At 71.5% G+C, this 24365-nt stretch carries 30 protein-coding genes and 1 riboswitch; of the genes, 6 read left to right on the top strand and 24 right to left on the bottom strand.

Going from position 1 to position 24365, the window contains the following annotated elements:
- Positions 1 to 118: 118 nt before the first annotated feature.
- The 11 genes from JNO44_RS15320 to JNO44_RS44435 form a co-directional block, all read right to left on the bottom strand.
- Positions 119 to 2281, bottom strand: a complete 2163-nt coding sequence (locus JNO44_RS15320; RefSeq protein WP_205364685.1) for a P-loop NTPase family protein — start codon at positions 2279 to 2281, stop codon at positions 119 to 121.
- 89 nt (positions 2282 to 2370) lie between these two features.
- Complete coding sequence (locus JNO44_RS15315) at positions 2371 to 2550, bottom strand: DUF6257 family protein (RefSeq protein WP_205364684.1); 180 nt, start codon at positions 2548 to 2550, stop codon at positions 2371 to 2373.
- Positions 2551 to 2636: 86 nt separating this feature from the next.
- The gene (locus JNO44_RS15310; RefSeq protein ID WP_205364683.1) at positions 2637 to 2825 is read right to left on the bottom strand and encodes a hypothetical protein; all 189 of its coding nucleotides are present in this window, start codon (positions 2823 to 2825) and stop codon (positions 2637 to 2639) included.
- Positions 2826 to 2900: 75 nt separating this feature from the next.
- Entirely contained in the window at positions 2901 to 3299 is a 399-nt protein-coding gene (locus JNO44_RS15305) for a DUF6251 family protein (RefSeq protein ID WP_205364682.1), read from the bottom strand.
- A gap of 1 nt (position 3300) precedes the next feature.
- The gene (locus JNO44_RS15300) at positions 3301 to 3489 is read right to left on the bottom strand and encodes a hypothetical protein (RefSeq protein WP_205364681.1); all 189 of its coding nucleotides are present in this window, start codon (positions 3487 to 3489) and stop codon (positions 3301 to 3303) included.
- Positions 3486 to 4841 (bottom strand): hypothetical protein, encoded by a 1356-nt coding sequence (locus JNO44_RS15295; protein WP_205364680.1) that lies wholly within the window; start codon positions 4839 to 4841, stop codon positions 3486 to 3488. Before JNO44_RS15295 ends, JNO44_RS15300 begins: the two co-directional genes overlap by 4 nt.
- The gene (locus tag JNO44_RS15290; protein WP_205364679.1) at positions 4838 to 4990 is read right to left on the bottom strand and encodes a hypothetical protein; all 153 of its coding nucleotides are present in this window, start codon (positions 4988 to 4990) and stop codon (positions 4838 to 4840) included. The genes JNO44_RS15295 and JNO44_RS15290 overlap by 4 nt, the downstream gene beginning before the upstream one ends.
- A complete protein-coding gene (locus JNO44_RS15285; RefSeq protein WP_205364677.1) occupies positions 4987 to 5271 on the bottom strand; it encodes a hypothetical protein in 285 nt (94 codons plus the stop codon). Before JNO44_RS15285 ends, JNO44_RS15290 begins: the two co-directional genes overlap by 4 nt.
- Positions 5268 to 5534 carry a DUF6284 family protein gene (locus JNO44_RS15280; protein ID WP_205364676.1) on the bottom strand — a complete coding sequence of 89 codons (267 nt, stop codon included), beginning with the start codon at positions 5532 to 5534 and terminating at the stop codon, positions 5268 to 5270. The genes JNO44_RS15285 and JNO44_RS15280 overlap by 4 nt, the downstream gene beginning before the upstream one ends.
- A gap of 81 nt (positions 5535 to 5615) precedes the next feature.
- Positions 5616 to 6089, bottom strand: a complete 474-nt coding sequence (locus tag JNO44_RS15275; protein WP_205364675.1) for a transcriptional regulator — start codon at positions 6087 to 6089, stop codon at positions 5616 to 5618.
- Between the two features lie 252 nt (positions 6090 to 6341).
- Positions 6342 to 6464 (bottom strand): hypothetical protein, encoded by a 123-nt coding sequence (locus JNO44_RS44435; protein WP_275695751.1) that lies wholly within the window; start codon positions 6462 to 6464, stop codon positions 6342 to 6344.
- Positions 6465 to 7046: 582 nt separating this feature from the next.
- On the opposite strand from JNO44_RS44435, the gene JNO44_RS15270 reads away from it, so the two are divergent.
- Both JNO44_RS15270 and JNO44_RS15265 read left to right on the top strand, forming a co-directional pair.
- A complete protein-coding gene (locus JNO44_RS15270) occupies positions 7047 to 7889 on the top strand; it encodes a GntR family transcriptional regulator (RefSeq protein ID WP_205364674.1) in 843 nt (280 codons plus the stop codon).
- A complete protein-coding gene (locus JNO44_RS15265; RefSeq protein ID WP_205364673.1) occupies positions 7886 to 8578 on the top strand; it encodes an HAD family hydrolase in 693 nt (230 codons plus the stop codon). The genes JNO44_RS15270 and JNO44_RS15265 overlap by 4 nt, the downstream gene beginning before the upstream one ends.
- Before the next feature lie 102 nt (positions 8579 to 8680).
- On the opposite strand, the gene JNO44_RS15260 is transcribed toward JNO44_RS15265, so the two are convergent.
- Positions 8681 to 9760 carry an MrcB family domain-containing protein gene (locus tag JNO44_RS15260; protein WP_205364672.1) on the bottom strand — a complete coding sequence of 360 codons (1080 nt, stop codon included), beginning with the start codon at positions 9758 to 9760 and terminating at the stop codon, positions 8681 to 8683.
- Between the two features lie 108 nt (positions 9761 to 9868).
- Between JNO44_RS15260 and JNO44_RS15255 the strand changes: the two genes are divergently transcribed.
- Positions 9869 to 10306 (top strand): hypothetical protein, encoded by a 438-nt coding sequence (locus JNO44_RS15255; protein ID WP_205364671.1) that lies wholly within the window; start codon positions 9869 to 9871, stop codon positions 10304 to 10306.
- A 486-nt stretch (positions 10307 to 10792) separates the two neighbouring features.
- Here the strand turns inward: JNO44_RS15255 and JNO44_RS15250 are convergent, their stop codons facing one another.
- The 4 genes from JNO44_RS15250 to JNO44_RS15235 form a co-directional block, all read right to left on the bottom strand.
- Positions 10793 to 10969, bottom strand: coding sequence for a hypothetical protein (locus JNO44_RS15250; RefSeq protein WP_159425928.1), 177 nt, complete (start codon positions 10967 to 10969; stop codon positions 10793 to 10795).
- Between the two features lie 57 nt (positions 10970 to 11026).
- Positions 11027 to 11263: a hypothetical protein gene (locus JNO44_RS15245; protein ID WP_205364669.1), complete on the bottom strand. Its 237-nt coding sequence runs from the start codon at positions 11261 to 11263 to the stop codon at positions 11027 to 11029.
- 335 nt (positions 11264 to 11598) lie between these two features.
- On the bottom strand, positions 11599 to 12648 hold the full coding sequence (locus tag JNO44_RS15240) for a D-alanine--D-alanine ligase family protein (protein ID WP_205364667.1): 1050 nt from the start codon (positions 12646 to 12648) through the stop codon (positions 11599 to 11601).
- Entirely contained in the window at positions 12645 to 13076 is a 432-nt protein-coding gene (locus JNO44_RS15235; RefSeq protein ID WP_205364665.1) for a GNAT family N-acetyltransferase, read from the bottom strand. Before JNO44_RS15235 ends, JNO44_RS15240 begins: the two co-directional genes overlap by 4 nt.
- 302 nt (positions 13077 to 13378) lie before the next feature.
- Here JNO44_RS15235 and JNO44_RS15230 point away from each other — a divergent pair, with 302 nt between their 5' ends.
- Positions 13379 to 13879 carry a VOC family protein gene (locus JNO44_RS15230; RefSeq protein ID WP_039636927.1) on the top strand — a complete coding sequence of 167 codons (501 nt, stop codon included), beginning with the start codon at positions 13379 to 13381 and terminating at the stop codon, positions 13877 to 13879.
- Between the two features lie 136 nt (positions 13880 to 14015).
- On the opposite strand, the gene nicT is transcribed toward JNO44_RS15230, so the two are convergent.
- The 4 genes from nicT to JNO44_RS15210 all read right to left on the bottom strand — a co-directional run bounded on the left by nicT (position 14016) and on the right by JNO44_RS15210 (position 17900).
- Complete coding sequence (gene nicT / locus JNO44_RS15225) at positions 14016 to 15230, bottom strand: Nickel transporter NicT (RefSeq protein WP_420882646.1); 1215 nt, start codon at positions 15228 to 15230, stop codon at positions 14016 to 14018.
- A gap of 31 nt (positions 15231 to 15261) precedes the next feature.
- Positions 15262 to 15475, bottom strand: a riboswitch (cobalamin riboswitch).
- A 68-nt stretch (positions 15476 to 15543) separates the two neighbouring features.
- Entirely contained in the window at positions 15544 to 16395 is an 852-nt protein-coding gene (locus JNO44_RS15220; protein WP_205364663.1) for an alpha/beta fold hydrolase, read from the bottom strand.
- Positions 16392 to 17087: a MarR family winged helix-turn-helix transcriptional regulator gene (locus JNO44_RS15215; RefSeq protein ID WP_205364661.1), complete on the bottom strand. Its 696-nt coding sequence runs from the start codon at positions 17085 to 17087 to the stop codon at positions 16392 to 16394. The genes JNO44_RS15220 and JNO44_RS15215 overlap by 4 nt, the downstream gene beginning before the upstream one ends.
- 156 nt (positions 17088 to 17243) lie before the next feature.
- Positions 17244 to 17900 carry a nucleoside/nucleotide kinase family protein gene (locus tag JNO44_RS15210; RefSeq protein ID WP_205364659.1) on the bottom strand — a complete coding sequence of 219 codons (657 nt, stop codon included), beginning with the start codon at positions 17898 to 17900 and terminating at the stop codon, positions 17244 to 17246.
- A 106-nt stretch (positions 17901 to 18006) separates the two neighbouring features.
- On the opposite strand from JNO44_RS15210, the gene JNO44_RS15205 reads away from it, so the two are divergent.
- Positions 18007 to 18591 (top strand): TetR/AcrR family transcriptional regulator, encoded by a 585-nt coding sequence (locus JNO44_RS15205; RefSeq protein WP_235093213.1) that lies wholly within the window; start codon positions 18007 to 18009, stop codon positions 18589 to 18591.
- Positions 18592 to 18664: 73 nt separating this feature from the next.
- On the opposite strand, the gene JNO44_RS15200 is transcribed toward JNO44_RS15205, so the two are convergent.
- Positions 18665 to 19828: a methyltransferase gene (locus tag JNO44_RS15200; RefSeq protein ID WP_205364657.1), complete on the bottom strand. Its 1164-nt coding sequence runs from the start codon at positions 19826 to 19828 to the stop codon at positions 18665 to 18667.
- Between the two features lie 267 nt (positions 19829 to 20095).
- Between JNO44_RS15200 and JNO44_RS15195 the strand changes: the two genes are divergently transcribed.
- A complete protein-coding gene (locus JNO44_RS15195) occupies positions 20096 to 21034 on the top strand; it encodes a universal stress protein (RefSeq protein ID WP_205364654.1) in 939 nt (312 codons plus the stop codon).
- 16 nt (positions 21035 to 21050) lie between these two features.
- Here JNO44_RS15195 and JNO44_RS15190 read toward each other — a convergent pair whose 3' ends face one another.
- The 3 genes from JNO44_RS15190 to JNO44_RS15180 all read right to left on the bottom strand — a co-directional run bounded on the left by JNO44_RS15190 (position 21051) and on the right by JNO44_RS15180 (position 24357).
- A complete protein-coding gene (locus tag JNO44_RS15190) occupies positions 21051 to 21689 on the bottom strand; it encodes a DedA family protein (RefSeq protein ID WP_073442076.1) in 639 nt (212 codons plus the stop codon).
- Between the two features lie 151 nt (positions 21690 to 21840).
- Positions 21841 to 22305: a DoxX family protein gene (locus JNO44_RS15185; protein WP_205364652.1), complete on the bottom strand. Its 465-nt coding sequence runs from the start codon at positions 22303 to 22305 to the stop codon at positions 21841 to 21843.
- A gap of 123 nt (positions 22306 to 22428) precedes the next feature.
- Complete coding sequence (locus JNO44_RS15180) at positions 22429 to 24357, bottom strand: FAD/NAD(P)-binding protein (RefSeq protein ID WP_205364650.1); 1929 nt, start codon at positions 24355 to 24357, stop codon at positions 22429 to 22431.
- Between the last annotated feature and the right edge of the window lie 8 nt (positions 24358 to 24365).

The raw sequence follows: 24365 nt of genomic DNA, 5'->3' as shown, positions 1-24365 counted from the left end.
GCCGTGACCACCCCCTGGACCGGGGTCATGGGCCCCCGTGACTTCGGCCCCCTGCCGAGATGCCCCCGCAGGGTGCCGGAGAGGGGTGCGGGATGGGGGCGGGGTGGAGGGGACCCCTCTACCTGCCGGCGGCGAGGAGGATCTCGGCGGGTACGGCGTCTTCGATGTCGCGGCGCTGGTATCCGGCGAGGGCCTTGCCGTTGATCTTGACTTGCTTGCTGGAGCGCTTCACTCCGGCCGCCTCCAGTTCGGAGGCGAGGGTTTCGGGGTTGAAGTCGCCGTAGGTGTCCTCGTCGAGGTTGACCAGGCCGTTGAGCAGGTCGGTGGTGTACATGCGTGGTGAGTGCCGCATGACTTCCAGGACGTCGGAGATGATCGGCGGCACCGTGATGCCCGCGGCGTCGGCTGCGGCGGTGACGTCCCCGGCTGCGTCCCCGGTGAGCTGTCCGGCCGCTTCCCGCAGGAGGCGGCCCTTGTGGCACAGGGAGGCGAAGGTGGGGCCGTCCATCAGGTCGGCGCGGACGGTGACGTAGGAGGCGGGGCCGGTGACCAGCACGCCCACGCCCTTGTGTTCCTCGGACAGGACGGAGGCGTCGGCGCCCTGGGCGGCCTTGCCCTTGCCCAGGACCATGTCGCTGCTGGCCCGGTCCACGACCTGGGTCGAGTAGCGGATGGTGATGATCTCCCGCAGCTTCGTCGGGACCGAGTCCGCATCGGGCCGCTGGGAGGCGAAGTTGGAGATGAACCCGGCAGCCGGACCGCGGCGCGCGATGCGGCACAGGTCGTTGATGACCTGCTCCCGGTCGTCCTTCTCCATCGCGGTGAAGTACTCCTGCAACTCGTCGACGGTCACGAAGATGACCGGCAGGTTGTACTTCGCCACGATGTCCGGGGTGAGCTTGCCCTCAGGGCAGATGGACGGGGGCAGGTCCCGCAGCAGCGCGAACCGCCGCTCCATCTCCGCCAACAGCTCCGCCAGCATGGCCTTCAGCGCCTCGATGGCGTCTTCTTCGGCGCCCATGACCAGGCGGTGGGCGACGGCCTTCATGGGCATCCAGTCGGCGCCGCCCTTGCCGTCGGCGACGTAGTGCCGCACGTACGCGTCCAGCAACCCGGCCGCGGTCAGCAGGCGCTGGGAGAAGGTCTTGCCGCGGCGCGGGAGCCCGCCGAAGAACATCGACTGCCACATGACGGGCACGTCGATGCGGGTGCCGCGGGCATCCTGCCCGAAGGGGACCGGGTCCCAGATGGAGAACCGTTCGGCCTTCTCCAGCGGCGAGGGGGTGGGCGTGCCCAGGTAGGGGTCGTCGTCGGCGACCCACATCGTGACCCGGCCGGCGTTGCCGCCCTTGGCGGCCCGCACGCGGGACATGATGACCTGGATCTCGTCCACGCCCAGCTCCTGTGCGATGACTTCGCGCTTGGCGAGCACGTCGGAGGCGGTTTTGCCGCCGCCGCGGGGCAGGTCGAAGACGACGGCCCAGCCGCGGCCGTCGCGGACCGGGCCCATGATGCAGGAGACCTTCGGCCCGTCCTCCTCCCCCTTGCCGGGCTTGAGTAGGCCGGCGGCGCGAAGTGCGTCGTTGAGCTGTTGGGCGGACATGTCCACCTTCAACGGCGGCGTGGCCTGGTCCAGCAGGTGGGTTTCCTTGCCGCGGCCGAGGTAGGCCAGCGGGCCGACGATGGCGGCGCTCATGCCGACCTGCATGACCGGGTCGGCAAGTGCGATGCCGGTCGCGGCGGCGGCCACGCTGATGGCGGCGATCCCGAACCGCCACTTCCGCGTCTGCGTGCGGGCGGCGTGCGCGGCTTGGTGCCGGGCAGCCAGTTCGATGTCTTCGGGACGGAGTTTGACCTGTGCGCGTAGGGCGCGGACGGTCGCGGTGTGCTCCCGTGCGGTGAGGGTCGGCCAGATACCGGCGCAGGCGCGGAAGAAGCCACGGCAGGCCAGCAGCATCGTCTTCATCAGGTACTTCGGGACCCTCAGGCCGTGGTAGCGGGTGTGCCACCACGTCAGACGCCCCAGCGCCTTGACGTTGGCCTGGATCGAGGCGCGGGAGCGGGCCCACACCGGCAGCAGCGGGGCGTCCGGGACGGTCAGCCAGTCGGCCAGCGGGTTATCCGCCCGGTCCACCGCTTCCACCTCCGCCGCCGTGTCCGGCATCGAGGTGGAGTCGGGGACAGGGGTGGGCTCTTTGGTGAGGTCAACGGCGGTGCGGGTGGCACGGTGTTCGTCGAGATTGTGGACGGTTCCCATCGGCTCGGCCGCGGGTTCGGACATGATGGAGTCTCCTGTCACCGCTGAGAGGCGGAGGTGGGCCCGGGGCGGCCGGACTGCTGCCAGGCGAATGCGGCCGCCCCGGGGCGAAGTCAGCGAGGGTTGTTCTCGGCGCGCTTGGCGGCGTCGTCGAGGATGCGATCGACCTTGCGCTGCAGGTCGGCGAGGTGGACGTTCTCGCCCGCCAGGGAGCGCTTGCACATCCGGGCGGTCAGACCGGCGATCTTGACCTTCTCGGCCGCGGTGAGCGGCGGCTGGTCGTGCTGGGCCATCTCGACTCCCGTCTGGGCCGGGGCTGTCCCGGCTCCCCACCGCGCCCGGCCGGCGGGCCGGGCGCGTCTGGGCAACCGTCAGCGGCTCAGTTGGCCTTGGAGGCGAGCGGGACGGTGAGGGTGGCGTCGAACAGCTCGGCAGCTTCGCTGCCGTCGGTGGTGCGGGTGGCGAACCGCGCGCAGACCTCGTGGACGATCTGGGAGGCACGGTCTGCGTCGCCGGCCTTGCGGGCGGCGATGTAGTCGTTGACGGACTGGTGCGTGCTGCGGGCCATCGGTCCTCCTCGACGGCCGGGGCTGTCCCGGCTCCCCTCACCGCCCGTTGCGGGACGGGCGGATCGGGCAACCGGTCAGCCGCGCCGGCGGCGGGCCTTGGCGGCGTTCTTCGCGGCCGACTTCCCCTCCGCCCCGCCGACGGCCTTCACGACCGTCCCCACGCCCCAGGCGGCGGAGACCAGGACCAGGGCGAGGAAGGCGAGCGGGACGGCGGCGGAGGTCAGCAGCGTGACGACCATGGGGCCGAGGAAGACGCCTGCGGCCACCGCGCCACCGCCGAGCCCGGCGCCGAGGGCGACGCGTTGGACGGTGCGGTCGGGTGGGGCGTGGTGGATGTGCTGGATGACGATCGGCCGGGCGTCGTCGTAGGCGACAGGGCCGGGCATCGGTTGGGGCTGGTAGACGGGCAGGGACGATTCCTGCCGCGGGGCGGGCAGGGGGTTGTCGAACTGGTAGCGGCGCGGGGTCGTCATGTCAGCCCCTCTTCGGGTAGCCGTGTCCGGCGGGCGGGTTGTGGGAATCGCTGCTGGCCAGGCCGGACACCACCGTCGTGATAAACGGGTCGAAGTGGTCGGCCTCGGTGCGCATGGCCTTGCCGGCCTGTGCGAGGAGACCCTCAGTGCGCAGGCCGTCGTCTTCTGCGGTTTCGCGGCGGATGCTCATGCCGCCACCTCCTCTTCACGGTTCGGGTCGACCTGGTCGGCGCGCTCGGCCCGCAAGGTGTCCCGCAGGTCCCGGGCTTTGTCTGGTCCGGTACGAACCGCCTTACGGATCGCTTCGGCGCTCAGCTTCTCGATCGGCCAATCGGCGGTTGCCGATCGGGCCTCGTCGAGCAGCTGCTCGGGGGTCCGTCGCGGCTGCTTCGATCGGGCCGCGGCCGGGACCTTGCCGGTCACCCGACGCGGCCGGGGAGCCTCCGCCGCAGCGGTCCGGGCCGCTTCGATCGGGGCCGATCGGATCGACTCCACCAGGGCGGCCGGCGCGCCGGTGTGCTTGGCCAGATCGACCTTGGGCCGGTCCGGAAGGGGCTCCGTGACGGGCTCCGGCAGGCCCGATGGATCGATCGGGGCCGGGGTCGATTTGTCGAGATCAGCCATAGATTGTTCCGCTGAACCGTCCGGCCCCTTCGGGGCCGCTTCGGCCGGGGACCGGTCGGGCTGTTCGGCTCGGGCCTTGTGCATGGCCTGGGCGGACTTGGCGGCCCGCTCGTACAGCTTGGGCGTCATGCCCGGTTCGGGGCAGCCACGCACGATCGACCATGCCCGCTCGAACGCGGTCTGCCGATCGAGGGTGCCGAACGGGGCGGCGGAGATGAGCCGATCGGCGATCCGGACCACCTTGCGGTGATGCCGCCGACGCCGCCGGGCATGCTCGCGCCGATCGGCATCGGCACCCTCAATCGAGGCGGCCAGAGTCGACACCCACTGCCGGATCTCGAAAGCGATCGGGCCCAGCAGGGTGACCGCGGCCAGCCCCCGACCGACCGTTTGCGCGTCGTCGGCACTCAGGCCGTGGTGGACGAGGGAGAGGCCGTAGCCGTAGTTGATGAACGCGGCAAACCCGGCGAACCCGGCGATCAGGGACCGCAGCAACCACCGCACCCAGGCGGGCAGGTGCCGGGCGTCGGCATAGGCGACACCGGCCGCCATCACCCACGCCAGCCCCTCGATCGCCAACGGCAGCGGCAGCAGCATCGGACTGATACCGACGAAGTGCAGGATCTGCGCGGGCAGGGACGCCAGGCCGGAGGCGGTAACCACGGCGAGGGTGCCCCGGCGGTAGATCTCCGCCGGCGTCAAAACCTCCCGGCGACGCTCGGCCCGCTCCCGGCGACGCTGCTGCCGGTCCAGCCGATCGGCCTGCCGGTCAGCCCGCGCCTGATCCTGCAACCGGGCCTTGCGCTCATCGGCCTCACGCTGCCGGTCGGCCCGCAGCTGCTCGTCGTGCCGGGCGTCCAGACGCTTCTGTTCCGCCTTGGCTGCCTGGTCGGCGCGGCGTTCTTCGTAGAAGGTCACCGGGCACCTCCCGATCCCGGGTGGTGCAGGACGACCAGCACGGTGACGTGGGCGCCGGCCGGCGGCGCGAACGCCGTCAGCCACGCCACACCGACCAGAGCCGCCAGCAGGCGCAGGCGCCGGGCGGCGGACCGCAGTGCGAGCGTCATGACGCACCCCCATCATCGGCCCACGGGGTGTAGGTGATCGGCCGCTCGGCCGTCCACGAGCGCAGCGACTCAGCAGCAAGTCCCACCTTGTGGCCGTCGTGGAGAACGCCAGCGAGGATGACGCGGACATCGACCGAACGGCGCTGGAGGAGCGTGGCGTAGGCGCGTTCGTCCCCGTCGGTCACATCCGGCAGCGGGATGTCGAGTGCCTGCTGAACCGCGCGCAGCAACGCCACGACCGCTTCCGGAAGGGAGTCGAGGTATACGGCCGGCTCGGTCATGCCGCACCTCCCGGCGGCATCGCGGCGGCGGTGCGGTTGGTCAGGTCCCGGCGGGCGGCCAGCACCCGGCGGCGGGCCCGGCGGATGCGGCGGGCGTCCAGCTCGGTCGGGGTGCGGTCCAGCGTGATGAGTTGCGCGTCGAGCAACTCGACTTCCGCCCCGATGAGCGGCATCTCGGCGTCGATGGCGTCCAGTTCGGCGGCGGTCGGCTCCATCCACGGCTCGAACGCGGTCAGAGCATCGGCGACAGTAATCTGGTCCATGGGTCGTGTGTCCTTTCAGCAGGAACGGCCCGTCAGCGGCCCCGGGATTGCGCCCCGGGGCCGCGCGCCGTTCAGGGGTGGTCAGACGGTGGCGATCAGGACGGCTGCGATCAGCAGCCACAGGTGGTGGAAGGACTGGTCCAGCGCGTAGGCGCCGGTCCCCAGGTGCGCGGCCGGGGCGCCGTTGGCGGTGACCGGGTGCGCGGGGTGGTTCGCGGTGCCGAGGGTGTAGAACTCGGTCTTGCCGGTGACGCGGGCGAGCCATGCGAGGGTGCTGCGGCGGTCGGCCCACCAGTGCGTGACCGCGTCCACACCCAGGCCCAGTACCAGGCCCAGGGCCGAGAGGTGCAGGCCGAGGAGCACGGCGACGGGGAGGAGTAAGGCGACCTTGGTTGCGGTCAGGGTGGCGACGTGGCGTGTGTCAGCCAGGCGGCCGGTCCAGCCGGGGCGGCCCTTGTCGGCCGACTGGCACGAGGTCTGCACCCAGTGGTCGCCCACGCTGTGAGCGACGTACAGGGCGACGAAGGTAGCGGCGAACGTGGAAGCGTCAGGCATCAGCGACGCCCTTTCGTTGAGGTGCCGTGTGAATGTCGAGGACCCGCGGCACGCAGCAAGGACAGCGCGGGCGACGGGATGGCGTGTGCCGTGACGGGCAAGGGCCCGCATCACGCGCAGTGCGTGATGCGGGCCCTCGCTATCGGGCTTGGCGCACCGACCACTACAGGGAGTCGCCGGGCTCACGTTGAGGCAGCGGCGGCAGCTGGTCGGCGGACTCAGGCCCGCGGTCGTGCTGCGGCTCGGGCTCGCTCACCGGCCGCTCCCGTTGCTCGAACGGCGGTTGGCGTCACGGACCTTGTCCGACAGGTCACGACGTTCATCCTCGGTCAGGTGCGTGATGAAGGCGTGAGGTGTCATGCTGTTGGCGTTCACAGGTAGTTCCTCTCTACGGGTGCCTGTGGCGCGCGCCGTCCGGGTGGCCTCCTGGGCGGCGCTTCTTCGTGATCCTCATCAAGCGGGCAGGGTGCTCGGTAAGGCTGTGCGCCCTGCCCGCATGACGAGTGACGGGAAACCCGTCACTGTCTCTCGCGGCTCCGTGTGCGCCTGGCTCCTCTCCGTTGGTCGGCGCGCGGTTGCCGCGGCCACTCAGTCGTCACTCGCTGAGTGGATACGCCCTCCCTTCCGGGTGTCATGGACCGGGTGCAGCCCAATCACCGGGATCCCCGCCGATCCGGTCCCTGGGTCTACGCCCGAGGGTCAGACCAACGGCTTAGCCGATGACACCGATAGCTCCGTGAAGACGCCGGACTTTTCACGTCTCCCGTGCCGCTCGGGCCGCGTGTAAGCGGGGCCGGCGGAGTCGTTCAGGTCACGCATCCGTGCAGCCCAAAGAAGGGCCTCCGGGCCGCCTCCGCGTTTCCTTGGTGGTGACATGTTCAACATAGGCAACCTGCTTAAGCAGGTCAAGATGGTTGGCAAGGTCGCTCAGGTTGGGCAGGTGGGTAGCATGGAGGCATGAGCCTCGACCCGAACGACGAGCGTCCGCCGTACTTGCAGGTCAGCAGCGTGCTTCGCGCGGAAATCCTCACGAAGAAGTTCGAGCCCGGGAAGCAGTTGCCGTCTGGGCCTGAGTTGGCCAAGCGCTTCGAAGTCGCCCGCGGAACGGTGACCCGAGCCCTCGACATGCTCAGGGATGAAGGGCTGATCGTGACCCGCAAGGGTTCTGGTTCCTTCGTCCGCGAGCGGACAGAGCGACCGGTCGGCCTGCGGCCGCACCTGGAGATGGCTTTCGCCGATCCTCACGTCACGGTCGATTTCGCTGGATTCAGTAGTGAGACGCTCCACAGCGCGATGCAAGAGCCGCTCGACAAGATTCGTGCTGGTCGACTCCGGCCGGAGTCGATTGAAGTCCGGCTCCTACTGCCGGACACCACGGCGCCGATGGCAGTGCCGACGCTCGTCGACGGGCTTGGAGACGACCCCGTGCTCCGCGACCGCGCCAGGGACATCGCGCTGACGAACGCAGCCGGGATCCGGCACTCAGTCGAAGTGCTGGCCGAACTCGGGCTGGTCGAGAAGGCTTCGGTGAACGTGAAGGTCTACCGGGCCACGTCTCTGTTCAAGCTCTACGTCCTCAACCGCCGTGACGTGTTCTTCGGCTTCTACCCGCTTCGGGAACGCACGATGGAGGTGGCCGGCGAGTCGCGCACCTTCTACGACGTCACCGGCAAGGACGCCACGCTGTTCCACCACGCCGCGGGCTCCGACGGTGAGTCCATGGGATCGCAGTACGTTCAGCAGGCCACAAGGTGGTTCGAGAGCGTCTGGACCAGCATCGCGTACGAGCGTGAGACGTGACCGCGGCCCCGGAGGAGCTGGCCTCCGTTCTCGCTCCGGTGCGGCACGTACTGCTGGACTTCGACGGTCCTGTGTGCTCGGTCTTCGCGGGGTTTTCGGCCCCTGATGTCGCGCGGCGCCTAGTTGAACTGCTGTCGGGACCTGACGGTCCGCCGCCGGGGCACGACGAGTCCGATCCCCTGGCGTTGCTTCGTAGGATCGCCGACGAGCGGGAAGACCTCGTACCCGTGGCCGACGAGGCACTGGCACAGCTGGAGATGGAGGCCGTTGACCTGGCGCAACCCACACCGGGCGGGGTGGCCTTCCTGGAGGCGTGCGCAGCGAGCGGGCGCTCGGTCTGGATGGTCAGCAACAACGCGACGGTGGCTATCGAACGCTACCTGGATGCGCACGGGCTCCGCCGGCTCGTCGCCGGCCAGTTCGGCCGGGTGAGCGGTCAGCCGAAGTCCATGAAGCCGTCCCCGCAGCTCCTATCAGCCGCCATGACGGCGGCTGAGGCCAAACCGGGCGACTGCATCTTCGTCGGTGACGCGGTGCGTGATGTCGAGGCCGCCCATGCTGCCGGTATGGAAGCGATTGGGTACGCGAACAAGCCCGGCAAAGACGCGGCTCTGACTGAGGCTGGAGCCACGGCGGTGAGTACCTCTATGGACGACCTCGCCTGGGCGGTCATGAACAGGGACGTATAGTCCGGGGCTGGTCGGCGCTCTGCCCCAACGGCAGAGCGCCGACCCCGTTCAGCACCGTTCGTCGTCCTGGCGTTTGCACAGGGTCGCGGCAACTCCGGCTGCCTACGCCTCTTTCTGAGCAAGGCCAGCGTTAACAGCCTCTGGTGATCCAGCCCAGCCATCCTCAGTGGGCCAGACCGATGCAATTCCTTGATGGCTGAGTAGGCGCACGTACACGTCGCCGATGGCCTCGGTGAAGAGCGCCATGCGGCGAGGCTGGGCATCCGCCGCATAAAGCAGGAAGGCGTAGGTGGCGAGTTGGCCGATCGCCTCCCGCACGGCGTGGCTGACGTTGCCCCGGCGGACCACCTTCGCTTCGATCAGCCAGTCGTCATCATCGCGCCTGGCGACGAGGTCACGCGGGTGGACGTTCGTCCCGGCGGTGAACCCCGCCTCGGCGAGGAAAGTTCCGTAGCGCTTGACCAGGGTCTCGTGCTTGCGGCTCTTCTTGAGCACACGGGCAGTGATCTTCTGCATGTACTCGCCGTCGCTCTTGGGAGCGAAGTAGAGGAGCGGGTCCTGCTCGTCGCTCACCTTCGGCTTGATCGTGGTGATCACATCTCGCGTAGTGCTCCGCAGGTCCTCGCGCAGGACCAGGGCGTCCTGGTAAAGCTGGATCATCCTGCGGAGGTCGGCCTTCAACGCCTCTTCGGTAGGCAGAGAATCGATCTCGTAGACGCGGGCGAGGATGTTGCCGGCTTCGTAAGCCCGCGGCAGGCCGGCCCTGCCGCCCAGATCGATGACGTCCTCCAGCTCTCCAGACGTGTCGTCAGGGAACGCTCCTCGGATGGCCACGGCCTCGCTTATGAGGCGCTTCTCTGCCTCGCGAGCTCCGAACGTCTCCCGCAACTCCGTGACGCCTTGGTTCAAGCTCAGTGAGACAGTCTTCATGTCCTCAGCAAAGAGGTAGACGAGATACATGCCTCGCGTTGCAGTGGTCGTCTCGTCGGGGTCGAAGAACGAAACCCACGGGCAGAAAGCCCCCACGCCGTTGCCCGCGCTCCCCTTGATGGTGTAGCTCGCGGGAACGTAGGGCTCGAAGACAGAGGGCGCCGACCTCAACAGCTTTGCAGCCGGTGATCCAGTACCGGCTGTCCGGTCGTACGTCGAAGCAACCGTGTGCAAGTACTCCCGTAGAGTCATGGCGAAGATGGTATGTGGCCCCACTGACAACGGGCGCGCTCGGATGCAACGACGGGGCGACTCCGTCTCATTCGCCCTCTGGCGATCGCCTCACTGACTTTGGCTGTGATGGCGGGCGTTCGCCTGATCAACGGCGTGAGCACCTGCGACCATGTGAGCATGCCGACGCCTGGAATGCCTCTCCCAGCTGCACTCATCCCCGACTGCACCAAGCCGGAAGCCCACCATGCGGCCTATAGCAGCGCCAAGACCAATGACGCGATCTTTGTGTGCATCGCTCGTCAGGGACCGCGTTGGAAGGTGGAACTCGACGCCTTTGCTAGCAGCAAGCCCATCGTCCCGGAGCAGGCGGTGACGGTCCTGAGGGCTGCGGCTGAAGCGTTGGTGATCGCTGGCACGGTGACGCAGGCGAACGTTGGCGCTGACTACATCTCCATGTGGCAGATCGAGAGTGAGAAAAAGGCGCGTGAGATCGCAGCCGCGTTCCATGCTGCTCTGTACGGTCTCCAGCAGCTACACATCGCAGTCCCGAGCCAGCAGCCCTGACGGTAGTCATTGACGGCAACACCGACGGACGCCGCCGTACGTAAGGCACCAGCGGCGCACTGCGATTTCCGTCGCGGACGAGAGTCGCAAACGTCGACAGCACGTTTGATCGAACTTACAAAGCAGATGTCGGCGGTTCAAATCCGTCTGTGCCCACACAGATAAACCGTGAGGTCAGCGGCCCCCACTCCACTGAGTGAGGGGCCGTTTCCATGATCGGAGCCGGTTGGCCGGAGCCGGTTGGTCGGAGCCGGTTGAGGGCCCGCATGCCCTCGGAGGGCGCCGGCAGGCCGAGCGGCAGGGGGCCTTTGGCCGCATCGGGCCGGCCCCGTGGGCGAGGTGCGTGGATCCGTCCGGCCGTGACTTACGGAACGCCGCGGTACCGCAGACGACTGCGCCCCCGTCCTCGCCCTTGGGCGGGCATGCACGGGGGCGTCGCGCCCGGCTGGGCACGGGGTGATGGCTACGGACCTGTCCCTGAGGGGCTCACATGTCCAGGAGGAACGAGCCGCTCACGATTTTTTGCAGACCTTCGGTGATCGGGGCGGTTCCGATCCGAGTAGATCCGTTGTCGGGCTTGCCGTCGGCGCTGGCGGTGCCGGCTCCGAGGATGATCAGTACTGAGGCCGCTACCGCGGTAGCGAGCGCGGGCAGGCGCTTCATGGGGACCTCCACTCGTCGAGGCAACTCATCGGCAGAATCTTTTCGCCATCCTTCCCCTCATCGCCCGAGCCACCTCAGGCGGGCGACCATGTCACTCCAACGCTGCGCCGGCGCCGCGGGCCGTTTGCGGCCAGGGCGGCATCCGCCCTGCTCGGCGGCCGCATGCGCCCCCTCATACGCCCCCTCATGCGCCTCCTCATACGCCCCCTTGCGCAGCCCCACCGGCTCGGCGAGGAGCCGGTCGAGCGCGTCCCGGGTGATCGGGTGCGCCGCACCCTGCGCCTCCCGTGCCACGTCCGCACTCACCCTTCGCCCGCAGGCTCCCCCTCCCGTATGGAGCCTGATGGGGCCTGCGTCAGCAGTCCGTACCGGTGGGCAGTCGAACCCCGGGTCGCAGTCGGGCGGGCGACTCGGGCCGGCGCCGGCCGGCACCTTGTCCGGGAACGCCCGGGCGCGGGGGGTGTGGGTGTCTTGCGCGGCGGTTCCGTCGTGGAGTGCGGCGAGGCCCTGTTCGTGGACTTCGCCGGCCGGTCCCAACGTCGTTTGAAGGGTGGCGAGTCGAGTGAATCTCGATGCTGGTGACGGTCGTCGAGGCAGGGGCGGGGTGGGTCGGTGTCGCGGGGGCGGGTTCAGGGCTGTGTGAGGTTCATGAGGTGGTGGATCAGGTCGGGGTAGGTCCAGGCGGCGCCGGTTGCTGCGAGGGGGAGGAGGCTCGTCGGCGTCAGGCCGGGGAGGGCGTTGACTTCGATGCAGTGGGGTTCGCCGTGGGCGTCGCAGCGGAAGTCGGTGCGCGAGTAGGCGTGCGCGCCGAAGCCGAGGGCCCGGTGTGCGCGGAGGGCCATCTCCTGTAGGCGGTGGGCGAAGTCGGCCGGTATCCGGGCCGGGCAGATCTCGCTGGCGCCGCCAGGTTGGTACTTGGCCGCGTAGTCGAACAACGGAGTCGTCAGCTCGATCTCGACCACGGGGAGCGGTCGGCTTCCGACGACGGCCACGGTGAACTCCCGCCCCGGGAGGAACGGTTCCACCAGGAGCTCCTCGTCGGCGGGTACGTCGGCGGCGACCTGTGCCAGGTGGGGGAGCGACGCGACCCGGTGGACGGAGACGCTGGAGCCGTCCGCGACCGGCTTGGTCACCACCGGGCCGTGGGCCAGCAGGCGCTGCGCGTCCGGTGGCACCTCGTCCGTCCCGGGGCGCCACAGCACTCCCTCGGTCACCGGCAGGCCCGCGGCGGCCAGCACCGCCCGGGCCCGGTGTTTGTGCCAGGCCGCCGCGCACGCGGCGCTGCCGGCGCCGGTGAACGGCAGGCCCGCCATCTCCAGCAGTGCCTGGACGTGGCCGTCCTCGCCCCAGCCGCCGTGCAGCGCGAGGAAGACCAACTCCGCGTCCCGCAGCAGCTCCAGGACCGGGCCGCCGGTCAGCGCCGCGTGCATCCGCCGCCGCAATCGTGGCCGGTCCGCGCGCGGCGGCGGAGTCGTGCCGACCGCGCACTCCTTGACGTCGTCGCCGGGGCGCAGCGGCCCGGCCACGACCGGCACGGCGGCGGCCGGGTCGATCAGGGTCACCTCGTGTCCGCGCTCCAGCAGGGCTCGGGCCACCGACCGGCCCGAAGCATGGGAGACGTCGCGTTCCGCGCTCTCTCCGCCGCACAGGACCACCACGCGCTTGCCCGGGTCGTTCATGCCGCCGGGTCCAGGATCATCAGGTTCTCGGGGGTGGGGAAGGGGACGAAGCCGGCCCGGGCGTAGATGTCGTGGGCGTCCAGCGTGGTGAGCAGTACGCGCTTGAGCCGGTAGGGGGCGAGGTGGTCGCGAACGGCGCCGGCCAGCCATGTGCCGAGACCTCTGCCGCGGTGCCCGGGCGCGACATAGACGTCGCACAGCCAGGCGAAGGTCGCCCGGTCGGTGACGACCCGGGCGTAGGCGACCTGGGAGCCGTCGGGGCCGTGGGCGGTGAAGTTGACGGAGGCGCGCGCGGCCTGTTCGACGGTCTCCCGGCTGCGGCCGAGCGCCCAGAACGCGTCCGTGGAGAGCCAGCGGTGGACCAGGTCGACGTCGAGCCGGTCCGGGTCCGTGGACAGTTCGTATCCATCTTCCCTGGTTGTGGTCATGGTGGGATCGTAGTGATGTTGCTTTTGTTTTCCAAGTAGGTGCTTGGAAAACAAAAGTGGCGACTTTGCCTCGGGGGTGGGTGTCGGAAGGTCCTTGTTTGGTGGTGAATGGGGGCTTAGGTGGCCCCGAAGGGGGGGTGTATCGTGGCTAGTGACTTGAAGTTTCAAGTAAATTGCGCCCGCGGGCGTGGGGTGCGAGGCGCTGGCATCACCGCGGCGGCGACGGCGGCGCGGACCCGGCCTCGGCGCGGTGGCGGCAGGAAAACGGCGGGGGACGAGTTGAGGTAAGGAATGGAGGACCGATGTCCGTACGGCGGCTCAATCACGCGGTGCTGTACATCCGTGAGGTGGCGCGGTCGGTGGCGTTCTACACCGAGGTGCTGGGGTTCACGGTCGACGTGGAGATTCCGGGGCGGGCGGCCTTTCTGAGCGCGCCCGATTCGCACAACGACCACGATCTGGGGCTGTTCGCGGTGGGGCCGGACGCCCCCGGGCCGGAGGGCGGCCGGATCGGGCTGTACCACCTGGCCTGGGAGGTCGGGACGCTGGGCGATCTCTCGGTGATCGCGGGGCGGCTGCAGGAGCGGGGCGCGCTGGTGGGGACCAGCGACCACCTGGTCTCCAAGTCGCTCTACGCCCGGGACCCGGACGGCAACGAGTTCGAGGTGATGTGGCGGGTGCCGCGGGAGGACTGGCCGGGGGCGGAGGTGGCGGACCGGCTGCGGCCGCTCGACCTGGCGGCGGCGCTGGAGCGCTGGGGCCCGGACCTGCTGACCGGAGCGGCGGCCGGCTCGGCCACCTGAGGCGCCGCCCGGACGGGCATTGTCGGTGTGTGTTGCCCGTGGGGTGCGGCCATTCCTTCCGTCCCTTTTAAAGGGGGAAGACCGTCCCTTTTAAAGGGGGAAGAGGAGAGAGGCCGCACCCCACGGGTGGTGGTGCTCAGGGAGTGTCGGGGGACGGGGCGTCGGTGCCCCCGGTGCGGGGTGCCGGGACGGTGGCGTCGGCGGGCCGGGCGTTCGCCGTGCGGGCGGTCCAGCGCTTCTCGACGCCGCCCAGGCGCCAGTACGCCAGCGCCGCGGCCCACACCACGACGAACAGGCCGACGATGATGAAGCCCACGTTGTCCAGGTCGAGGGAGGAGATCCCGGCCGTCACGGGGTCGTCCAGCCCGAACTTGTCGTGCAGGACGGTCACCAGCTCGATGGTGCCGATGAGGAACGCGACCGCGATCGACAGGCCGGTGATGGTGAGGTTGTAGTAGACCTTGCGCACCGGGTTGGAGAACGCCCACTGGTAGGCGAAGTTCATGAACGTGCCGTCCAGGGTGTCGAACAGGCTCATCCCGGCGGCGAACAGCAGCGGCAGGCACAGGATCGCGTACCAGGGCAGGCCCGCCGCGGCACCGCTGCCCGCCATCACCATCAGCGTCACCTCGGTCGCGGTGTCGAAGCCGAGGCCGAAGAGGAAACCGAGCGGGAACATCTGGCCGGGTCGGCTGATGGACTTGGTGAGACGGCCCAGGATCCGGTTCATGAAGCCGCGGGAATCCAGGTGCCGCTCCAGCTCCTGCTCGTCGTACGCGCCCGCCCGCATCGCCCGGAAGACCTTCAGGATGCCGACCAGGGCGATGAGGTTGAGGGCGGCGATGAGGTAGAGGAAGGTGCCGGAGACGGTCGTGCCGACGAGGCCGAGCACCTGGTGCGTACGGGAGTTGTCGTTCATCAGCGTGCCGGCGAGCTGGGCGCCGCCCGCCACCAGCGCGGCCATCACGACGACCACGCTGGAGTGGCCGAGGGCGAACCAGAAGCCCACCGAGACCGGCCGTTTGCCGTCGGCCATCAGCTTGCGGGTGGTGTTGTCGATCGCCGCGATGTGGTCGGCGTCGAAGGCGTGCCGCATGCCCAGGGTGTACGCGGTGATGCCGAGACCGGCACCGAACACCTGGCTGCCGACCGTGTAGTGGCCCGGCACGACCAGCAGGAACAGCACGCCGAAGGCGACGATGTGCAGCACGGCGATCACGGTCATCAGTCCGGCCGTGCGGACGGTGTCCCGACGCTGCCAGCGGAAGGAACCGGTGGATCCGGATATGCCGCCAGGGGGCGCGTCGTGGGGGGAAGGGGAATTTCCCGGGGTATTCGTGGACAGGGCCATTCGGCCATCACGCTCCAGCACCTCGTGGATCAGTTCGTGAGATGCCGTGGCCGGTCTCCTGGCTTACGGGTGCACGCGTCCGCCCCGCCTTCCCGGCCGCAGGCTGCGGTCAGTGGCGCCGTACGCGCACCGGGCGCGTACGGAGAGGGGTGGAAACTCCCCGATCACAGTGGCGAGGGCCGCGCCGGCCTGGGACACAAGGTCCTGCACCGGTCTTCCCGATCACCACGGCCCGGTCACTCTAGCGGGCGCCGGGGAGAGCGGGCGGGCCCGGTGGCGCCCCGGGCCCTCGCCCGGGGCGGGGCGGGTCGTCTCAGAGAGCCAGGGACGACAGGAAGGCGTGCAGTTCCTGGTCGAAGAGCGGGGTGTTCTCCAGGTTCACCATGTGGCCCGCGGCGGGGATGCGGATGCGGCGGGCGCCGGGGACCTGCAGCGCTATGGCATGGGCGTTGGCGGATATGTCGGTGGAGTCGAGGTCGCCGTCGAGGACGGTGGTCGGCACCTTGATCTCGGCCAGGCGGTCCGCGGCGCCGACCTCCAGGGGCATGCCGGCGCCCACACCGTCGGCGTGCACCTCGACATTGGCGCTCGCGGAGGCGCGCATCCGCTCCCGGAAGCCGGGGCGCACGGCGGACGGCGCGCGGTACGGCCCGTCCACCCACATCCGGAGGAAGTGCTCCACATAGCGCTCCGCGCCGTCCGGCGCGCCGATCGCGGCGACCTGCCCCCGGATGTGCTCCAGGACGAAGGGGTCGGTGAAGGGGCGACCGCTGACCCCGGGGGCGGCGAGGAAGAGAGCCGAGACCCGGTCCGGGTGGGCGAGCGCGGTGTCCAGCGCGACCCGGGAGCCGTGCGAGAGGCCGACGAGGACGGCGCGCGGTATGTCGAGCGCGTCCAGCAGGGCCGCCAGGTCGTCGTGGTTGGCCCAGTCGCCCGTCACCGTGGAGGAGAGGCCGTGGCCGCGGGAGTCGTAACGGACCACCCGCAGGCCGGAGTTGACCAGCCAGGAGAACTGCTCGTCCCACATGTGCTGGTCGAGCATGCCGCCGTGCAGCAGCACCACCGCAGGTCCCGAGCCGGCCGTCTCGTAGAACAGCTCGCCGTCGTCGGCGATCGGCACGGTGCCGTTGTCGATCTCGGACCATGCCTGGAAGTCGTGGGTCATGCTGCGGGGCCTTCTGTCTGCGTCGGGCGGGCGGCTGGTCGGGCGGGCACCGGCGGTCGGTGCCCCTGTGCGGGCGGTATCGCGGCCTGTGCGGCCTCCTGGTCGGCAGCATCCGGCATTTCGGGATTGCCGCTTTCCTCCGGGGGAACGCGCGAGCCGTCCGCCAAGTGCCGGAATTCCTCACCGAGCCGATCCAGCACCCGCAGCGCCGTGCGGACCTCCCCGGGCGACAGGTCGGCCAGCCCGCGGCGGAGTTCCGCCGCCTCGGCGTCCTGTATCCCGCGCATCACCTCGGTGCCCTCGTCGGTGAGCCGGATCAGCGACGAGCGGCGGTGCGCGGGATTGGGGGCCGTCACGACCAGGCCCAGATCCGCCGCGTGGTTCACCCAGCGCTGCACCGGCTGGCGGTCCAGGCCCAGGGAGCGCGCCAACTGCGGGACGGTGCGCGGCCCGTGGGTGCGCAGCGCGTCGAGCAGGGCGTGCTCGCCGGCGGTCATGCCGGTGCCTTCCAGCTCCCGCTCCACCGCGCGCACGATCGTCCGGTGCAGCGGCCACAGCCGCCGGATGACGTCGTACAACAGCTCCTCGGTCGCCGCCGGCGGTTCGGCGGTCCGCCGGGTGTCGACGGCATCGGAATCCGGGCCGATGCCCTGGCCGGCGCCCTGGCCGGCACCCCCCTCGATGACACTCATGCTGCCATGATGACATCCATGATGTCATTTCGGAAGGGGTGTTGATGCCCGGCCGAGGAGAAGCGGCGTGGCGCGGAGCCGAGTTGGGGCCGAGTCGGGAGCGGCGGCGGAGGGGTGGGGCAGGGGTGCGGCAGGAGGTGGCGGGGTCCGGGCGGGTCAGTCGTCCGACCGGGGTGGGGCCTCGTCCTCGGTGAAGGTCACGACGAGGTCGGCCCGGGGGCGGGTGGCCGCCACGAGGCGGGCGTTGGCCTCGTCGGAGGTGCGGACGAAGTCCTCGGCGTCGATGCGCAGGCGGCCGAACCGCTCGTGGCGGGCGATCAGCCTCCGCACCCGCTCCTGGCCGTCCAGCTCCATGAACCAGACCTCGTCGAGCAGTTCGCGGATCCGCGCCCAGGGGTCGGAGTGCAGCAGGAGGTAGTTGCCCTCGGTGATGACGAGCGGGATGTGCGGGGCCACCGGGATGCTGCCGGCGACCGGCTCCTCGATGCGGCGGTCGAACGCGGGGGCGTAGACGGGCGTACCGGGTTCGGGGGAGCGCAGACGGGACAGCAGGGCCGCGTAGCCGGCCGGGTCGAAGGTGTCCGGCGCCCCCTTGCGGTCCGTGCGGCCCAGGCGGCGCAACTCCGTCTCGGCGAGGTGGAAGCCGTCCATCGGGACGAGCGCCGCCTGGCCGGTCAGCTCTGCCGCCAGCCAGGCGGCGAGGGTGGACTTGCCGGCGCCCGGAGGACCGGCGATGCCGAGCAGCCGGCGCCGGCCGGGCGTCGCGGAAGCGGCGAGCCGGCGGGCCCGGGCCGCGAGGTCGTCGAGGTTCATGATGGGTCCATCGTGCCTGATGGGGCGGGGTTGGCGCCGGGTAACCGGCCCGGCCCGCCGGACGTCGTCCGATTCCGCCCGGTGTGCGGCCAGTAGCATCGGCAGTGTGCCCCGTACCGCCGACTCCGCCAGCTCTCCTGCCCCGCGGCGCCGGCCGCGCGCCGACGCCGAGCGCAATCGCGGCCGGGTGCTGGACGCCGCACGGGAGATGCTGCGGGCGCACGGCGACGAGGCGCAGATGCCCGAGATCGCGCGTGCCGCGGGCGTCGGGATCGGGACGGTCTACCGGCACTTCCCCAATCGGGCCGCGCTGATCGCCGCCGTGGGGGAGCAACGGCAGGCGGAGATCGTGGAGTTCGGGCGCAGCCGCTGCCTGGCGTGCCCGACCGCCGCCGAGGGGCTGGCCGCCTACCTCACGCACATCGGGGAGGTGCTGGACGCCGAGCGCGGGCTCTCCGCGGCGATCGAGGCGGCATTCGGCTCCGCCGAACCGGCCGGCGAGGGCCGGGAGCGCGCCGAGGAGGTCGCCGCCCAACTCCTCGCCCGCGGCAAGGAGGAGGGGGCGGTCCGGGCGGACGCCGAGGTCGAGGACGTGGTGATGGCGGTGTGCGGACTGGCCGCGGTGATCCGGAACGACGCCGGCGACTGGCACCGCTATGTGCGCACCGTCTGCGCCGGGCTGCGGCCGTAGGGCCTGCCCAAGGGGACGAGGAGACGAGAAAACGGGCCGCCCCCCGGGGGCGGCCCGGCCGCCCCGTCCTCGTTCAGTCCGCCGTGCCCAGCCGCCACAGGGACGTGACCTCCGCGGCGCGGGCCACGTGGAGCGGGTCGGAGGTGTCCTGGGCGCGCGGATGCCGGGGGGCGATGTCGAGCCGGTCGAGGACGGTGAGGCCGCCCCGGGCGAAGGCGTCGAGGAGTTCGGCGCGCGACCGCAGGCCGAGGTGTTCGGCCAGGTCGGAGAGGATCAGCCAGCCCTCGCCGCCCGGGGTCAGATGGTCGGCCAGGCCGGTCAGGAAGCCGTGCAGCATCCGGTTGCCGGGGTCGTAGACCGCGTGCTCCACGGGAGAGGTCGGTTTGGCGGGCACCCACGGGGGGTTGCAGACGACGAGCGGGGCGCGGCCGGCCGGGAACAGGTCGGCGGCGACGATCTCCACCTGGTCGGCGACGCCCAGCCGCGCGGTGTTCTCGCGGGCGCAGGCCAGGGCGCGCGGGTCCTGGTCGGTGGCCACGATCCGCCGCACGCCGCGACGGGCCAGCACCGACGCCAGGACGCCGGTGCCGGTGCCGATGTCGAACGCGAGGTCGTGGCCGGGCAGCGGGGCCTCGGCGACCAGGTCGACGTACTCGCCGCGGGCCGGGGAGAAGACGCCGTAGTGCGGATGGATCCGGTCGCCGCCGAGGGCCGGGATCTGTACGCCCTTGCGGCGCCATTCATCGGCGCCGATCACGCCGAGCAGTTCCCGTAGGGAGATCAGGGTGGCGGTGTCCCCGGAGGTTCCGGCGGGCGGCTCCGCCCCCTCCGGCGGACCGTAGGCCCGGGCGCATGCCTCGCGGACGTCGGGGGCGCGCGGCAACGGGACGGCCAGGTCCGCGTCCAGCGGGATCAGCAGCATGCCGAGGATCCGGGCGCGCTGGTTCTGGGCGGCGCGGTGCAGGTGGAACGCCTGGGTGACGTCGGCGGGCGGCGTCTTGCGCGGGCGGCGGTCCACCCGGCGGGCCAGTGCGGTCAGCAGCTGGCGGGCGTTGTGGAAGTCGCCGCGCCACAGGAGCGCGGTGCCCTCGCAGGCGAGCCGGTACGCCTCGTCGGCCCGGGTGCGGTCGTCCGCGACGACGATCCGGCGGGGTGGCCGGGCGCCGTTCTCGGAATGCCAACGGGCGGTACGGACCTGCTCGTCCTCGGTCCATTCGACGACCGGGGGGTGGTTCACCGCAGTGTGCCTCGCGTCAGTGGTTCGGACCCGCGCCTCCGGGGCGGGAGGGGGGAGGTGGGGACGTTCGACTCTACTCCGTGCCCGGGGCGGGACCTTTGTCCCTGTCTCCGCCACCGGCTCCGCGACAGGATGGGGGGCAGTCGACCAAAAGCTGTCCAGCGCGATCAATTCGCCCAATTCGTCATGGCTATGAACACATGGTGATGCATCGGGGCAAAACACTCGTATGTACAGGCATGTATGGACTCATGGGCGGAGGCGTGTATGGGGACCTTGCCGGTCATCGTCGGCGTGGACGGATCGCCGGACAGTGAGCGGGCGTTGCGCTGGGCGGCGGACGCGGCCCGGGGGCGGTCGGCGCCGCTCCAGGTGGTGCACGTCTGGCCGTACGCCACCGCCGAGCGCGCCGCGGCCGGCGAGCAGGGCGGCGACCCGGTGCTGGCCGACCTCCGGGGCCGGCCCTTCCTCGCGGAGCTGCCGGAGGTGGCGTTCCGTGGGCTGAGCGGGCTGGCCGACACCGAGCTGCCGGCGCTCGGCGCCGAGGGCCAGCTGCTCGTCCTGGGATCGCGCGGCCGGGGCGGGTTCGCCAGCCTGCTGCTCGGCTCCAACGGCCTGGCCTGTGCCGCCCGGTCCGTCTGCCCGGTCGTGGTGGTGCCGCGCCCGGACCGCGCCGGCGCCGAGCGGGGCCCGGACGGCGAGCTGGTGCCGCCGGCCGTCCGGCAGGTGACGCTGGGTGTGGACGCGTCCTCCGACGAGCCCGCCGCGATCGGCTTCGCCTTCGCCGAGGCAGCCCGGCGCGGCGCCCGTCTCCAGGTCGTCTCCGGCTACACCTGGCCGATGCTGCTGCCGCCGGCCTTCGAGTACGCGGCGGTATACGAGTCCACGCAGCAGGAGTACGAGGACGCGCTCGCCCTCCAGTTGGTGGACGTGCTCGCCCCGCACCGCGTCCGGTATCCGGGGGTCGAGGTGGCGGTGCAGCTGCGCGCCGGGGACGCCGCCGGGCAGCTGGTGGCGGCGTCCGCCGGCAGCGACCTGGTCGTGGTGGCGCGGCACCGGCGCCGGCTGCCGATCGGGCCGCGACTGGGCTCGGTGGCGCACGCGGTCCTGCTGCACGCGATCTGCCCGATCGCCGTGGTGCCGGAGACCCGGGACGAGGACGGCCCCGCCGAGAGCGGCGGGGCTGAGGGCGCGGCCGGTCAGTGACGCGGGCGGTCGCCGGTCAGTGCGCGGCGGTCTCCCGCTCCGGGCGCCGGACGAGGTAGACGGCCACCGAGCCGGCGATGAACAGCGCGAGGACGGAGAGGGCGGTGCTCACCCAGGACGCGCCGAGCCAGTGCCCGCCGAAGTAGCCCAGGCTGACGCTGTACGCGGCCCACACCAGGCCGGCCAGCGCCGACCAGGGGAGGAACTCGCGCGCCGCCCGGTGGGCCACGCCGGCACCCAGGCTGACCACGGAGCGTCCGGCGGGCGCGAAGCGGGCCAGGACGACGATGCCGCCGCCGCCCCGGGTGAGTGCCGCGCCCAGCCGCTGCTGGGCCGCGGTCAGTCGCCGGGAGCGGCTGATGGCCCGGTCGAAGCGGTCCCCGCCGCGCCAGGCCAGCCGGTAGGCGACCAGGTCGCCGAGGACGGACGCGGTGGCGGCGCAGAGCACCAGGGAGGCCATTTCGGCCAACTGGTTCCCGCTGTGGACGGTGGCGGCGACGTCGGCGGTGGTGCCGGATCCGGCGGCCGTGGTGGCCGCGGTGATCACCAGGATCCCGCTCGGCAGGATCGGGACGAAGACGTCGAGGACGACCGAGAGGCCGACGATCACATACACCCACGGGGTGCCGCTCAGCGACCCCAGGCTCTCCACCAACGTCTTGCTCCCGGTCCGGACCCCGCCGCGACGTCGCTCGGCGCGGCAGGGGCGGCACTACGGCCATACAGCGTACGCCTGGCCGAAAAGACACCACGGGCCGGGGCGGTTGTGCCCGCCCCGGCCCGTGGTCGCCCGTTGCTGCCGCGCGTCAGACGGTGCTCGGCGCGCGCTCGACGGTGGGCGCCTGCTCGCGCTGTGCGCCGCCGAAGAAGAGCCGGTCCAGCGCCCAGGAGCCGGGGCCGGTGAAGACGATCAGCAGGAAGGCCCAGCAGAACAGCGCGGCCGCCTCGCCGCCGTTCTGGATCGGCCACAGCGCGTTGGGCTGGTGCATCGAGAAGTAGGCGTAGGCCATCGAGCCGGAGCTGACGAGCGCCGCCGCGCGGGTGCCCAGGCCCAGCAGCACCAGGACGCCGCCGGCCAGCTGTATGACCGCGGCGTACCAGCCGGGCCAGGTGCCGGTCGGGACGGTGTGGCCGGTGCCCATCGCGCCGCCGAGGATGCCGAACAGCGAGGCCGCCCCGTGGCAGGCGAAGAGCAGGCCGATGACGACGCGGAACAGCGCCAGGACGTGCGGAGTGTTGCGCTGGGTGAGGGAGTTCAGGGGAGCGGACATTGCGGTGACTCCTAGGTCTTGGGGGGACGAGCGGGCGCGGGGGACGGGCGCGCCCGCCGGAGTCTTGTAGATTAGGCCCCCCTAACTAGTACTTGCAAGTTCAACATTCTGGGAATAGGGGGGCTATTGGTCCGAACCAATGGGGTGTGGCATGGCTCCCGCGGCACGCAGGGCCGCCCGCGCCACCGCGTCCGTGTCGGCCAATGTGACCGACCCCACCCCTGGGCGGGCCCCCGCCGCTGTCACCCAGTGCACCCCCTCCGTCGGCACCCCCACCGCGAACCGCCGCGGATGCGGTCGGCCGTCCGCCTCGATGACGTGGTACGGACTCGGCGTCACGTCCAGGCCGCCGGTCTCGTATCCGCCCACGGTGTGCGGCCGGCAGCCTCCGTCCGCCAGGAGCCGGGCCAACAGCGCGTCCCCGGTGCGCCGCAGGTCCGGTTCCGGGAGTCGGGCCTCTATCAGGGCCTCCGCGGTGATCCCCGACCCCGGGACGGCCGGGGAGTGCGCCGTGAAACCGGGCGCCGCCCCGTCCTCGGCCCCCGTCCGGACCTCCATGCGGGGGCCGACCACCTCCAGTACGCCGGCCTCGACGAGCGCCGTCATCTCCGCCGTCCGGCGGCGCGGCGGCCCGATCGACAGGAACGCGTTCAGCGGGGTGTACCAGCGGTCCAGGTGGTCGCGGCGGGACGCGCCCGCCAGCCCGCCGTGGTCGACGATCTGCCGCAGCTCGTTCCGCAGGTCCCGCAGCACGTCCAGGGCCGCCTTCACCGGGCCGGCCACGTTGCCCAGCCGGGCGTGTGCGACGTCCGCCCGCAGATGGTCCAGCAGCCAGGCGCGAAACGCCGCCCGATCGGCGAACGGCAGGTCCGGATACGGGTGGGCGACGGCGTCCCAGTCCCAGCGGTCGGCGGGCGCCAGGCCGACGGCGTCGAGGCTCGCGGCCTCCTGCGGACTGCGGTGCGCACTGGCCAGGAAGTGCTCCCGGAAGCGGTCCCGCTCCGCGCCGGAGGGGCCACCCGGGGCGGCGGCCCGGCGCGCCAGCAACGCCTCGTAGTAGACCGCCTCCACCTCCTTGGCGACCAGCGGCCACACCTCGACCAGGAAGTCCGGCGGATCCCCGGAGTCCGCCCGCTTGCGGAACGCCGCGATCACGTCCGCGGTGAGCAGCAGCGGCAGGTGGCGGCCGTGCGGGCCCTTGGCGTTGTCGCCCCGCGCCTGGTACGGGATGCCGCGCCGGGAGCCCGCGTACAGCCGGGGCTCGCGGCCCGACGGCCGGTACGTCAGGGCGCCGTCGGGGCCGGGGACGAAGCGGCCGCCGCGGCCGGCGGTCAGCAGCGCCAGGTGGTCGAAGAAGTTCAGGCCGAGGCCGCGCAGCAGGACCGGCCGGCCCGCGGGCAGCGCGGCCAGCTCGGCGGTGAGGTCGGCCGGATTGGCGGGCGGCAGGTAGTGCAGCCCGTGGGTGGCGGCGTAGTCGGCCAACTCCCGCTGTCCGGCGTCCGGGAGGGTCGGCAGGTGGCCCTGGGCCAGGACCACCGCGTCCAGGCCGGTCAGCGTCCGGCCGTCGTCGAGGGCGAGCTCCTGGGTGCCGTCGGGGGCCTGCGTCAGCCGCACCGCGCGGGCCCGGTGCGTCACCACGGTCACCGCCTCCGGCGCGGTCCGCACCGTGCGCCGGAACACCCACTCCAGATAGCGGCCGTACAGCGCGCGCCCCGGATAGTCGTCCGGTCCGACGTCGCAGCCCGCCCAGTCGTGGAGGCTCGGGCCGGTGCGGATCGGGCCCGCGCACTCCACGCTGTCGTCAGTGAACAGGGTGACCTGCGACGCCACGGTGTTCATGAGCAGGTCGGCGGGCTGATCGGGGCGCCACACCCGGCCGGCGCCGGGCGGCGCGGGGTCGATGACGTGCACGGTCAGCCGGGTGCCCGGCGCCAGCCCGGCGGCCGAGGCGCAGATCCGCTCCAGGACGCTCGTCCCGCGCGGTCCCGCGCCGACGACGGCGAGACGGGCGGCGGGGCGGGTGGGGCGGTCGGCGGGGTGGGCGGCGGCCAAGAGCTGCT

This window comes from Streptomyces noursei, from assembly GCF_016917755.1.
Classification (GTDB): Bacteria; Actinomycetota; Actinomycetes; order Streptomycetales; family Streptomycetaceae; genus Streptomyces; species Streptomyces yunnanensis.
The sequence above is the reverse complement of the archived record's forward strand: the minus strand, read 5'-3'. Positions and strand labels throughout refer to the sequence as shown.